Here is a 923-nt window from a genome sequence, read left to right on the forward strand (position 1 = left end):
AGGGTCTCGGCCATGATGCCGGAACCGACGACTGTCGCGACCAGCAGAGCGGCGCCGAGGGCCTCGGCGGCGAACCGGCGCGGAAGATCGAATGCTGTCATGTGATGCTGCCTGGAACGAAGCGAGAAGATAACTATTGCCGGGTCCTGTTGCCGGGCTGACAGCAGGGGGCGGCGAGCGCGGGCGCGCAGATTTCCGGACGGCCCGAGCAGCAATCCTCCATCAGGAAGCGGATCAGGCCGGACAGAGCGTCGTATTCGGCGCTGTAGAGGATCGAGTGCGCGTCGCGCCGCTGCGTGACCAGGCCGGCGCGCTCCAGCTCCTTGAGATGGAAGCTGACGTTGGACGGTGAGACCTCGACCTTATCGGCGAGCGCACCAGCGGCAATGTCATCAGGCCCGGCAACCACCAGCAGTCGCAGAACGCGCAGGCGCGTCTCCTGCGACAGAGCGCCAAAGACGATCAGGGCTCGATGTTCATCCACGTTTCAATGATCCTTGAAATATCGAAGCGAGAAATAGCCAAGATGCTCTCTCCCGACAACCGAAAAATCGCCCCTGCTCTGAGAGGGCCCGTCGGGTCCAACTATCGGCGACTTCCCGACGCGCTGGCCACCCCACAACGCTCGAGGCGTATAGCTCCCCCAAAGGACGAGGTGGCGGCGCGGCCCTGGATGGCGAGCGCACGCCCGGGGGGGAGGACGGTTCCAGGCCAGTACCGGGGAAGGAGAACGAAAAAGGGAAGGGGAGGCTGCTCGCCGATCGGGCTGGCCGCCGTCGCTTACGCCCAACCGCGCCGCTCGCGATCCCGGCCCGTCGTCCTGCGCAGGGCTGAAAGCCCCGCTGGTCCAGCCAGGCAGGGATGCTCGGCCGCAGTTGCGCCGGCCTGCCCGCTCAGCGGTGCCTGGGGTGTCTTCAGGAAGA

General features: G+C 66.1%; 1 protein-coding gene and 1 pseudogene. Both read right to left on the reverse strand.

Going from position 1 to position 923, the window contains the following annotated elements; genetic code table 11:
* Nucleotides 1–101, reverse strand: a pseudogene (locus tag EN780_RS41125) (aquaporin family protein); the annotation flags it as partial.
* Nucleotides 102–133: 32 nt separating this feature from the next.
* Nucleotides 134–484: a metalloregulator ArsR/SmtB family transcription factor gene (locus tag EN780_RS35430; RefSeq protein WP_128276551.1), complete on the reverse strand. Its 351-nt coding sequence runs from the start codon at nucleotides 482–484 to the stop codon at nucleotides 134–136.
* Nucleotides 485–923: the final 439 nt, after the last annotated feature.

Origin of the sequence: Mesorhizobium sp. M4B.F.Ca.ET.089.01.1.1 (assembly GCF_004022605.1) — a bacterium.
Lineage (GTDB): Bacteria > Pseudomonadota > Alphaproteobacteria > Rhizobiales > Rhizobiaceae > Mesorhizobium > Mesorhizobium abyssinicae.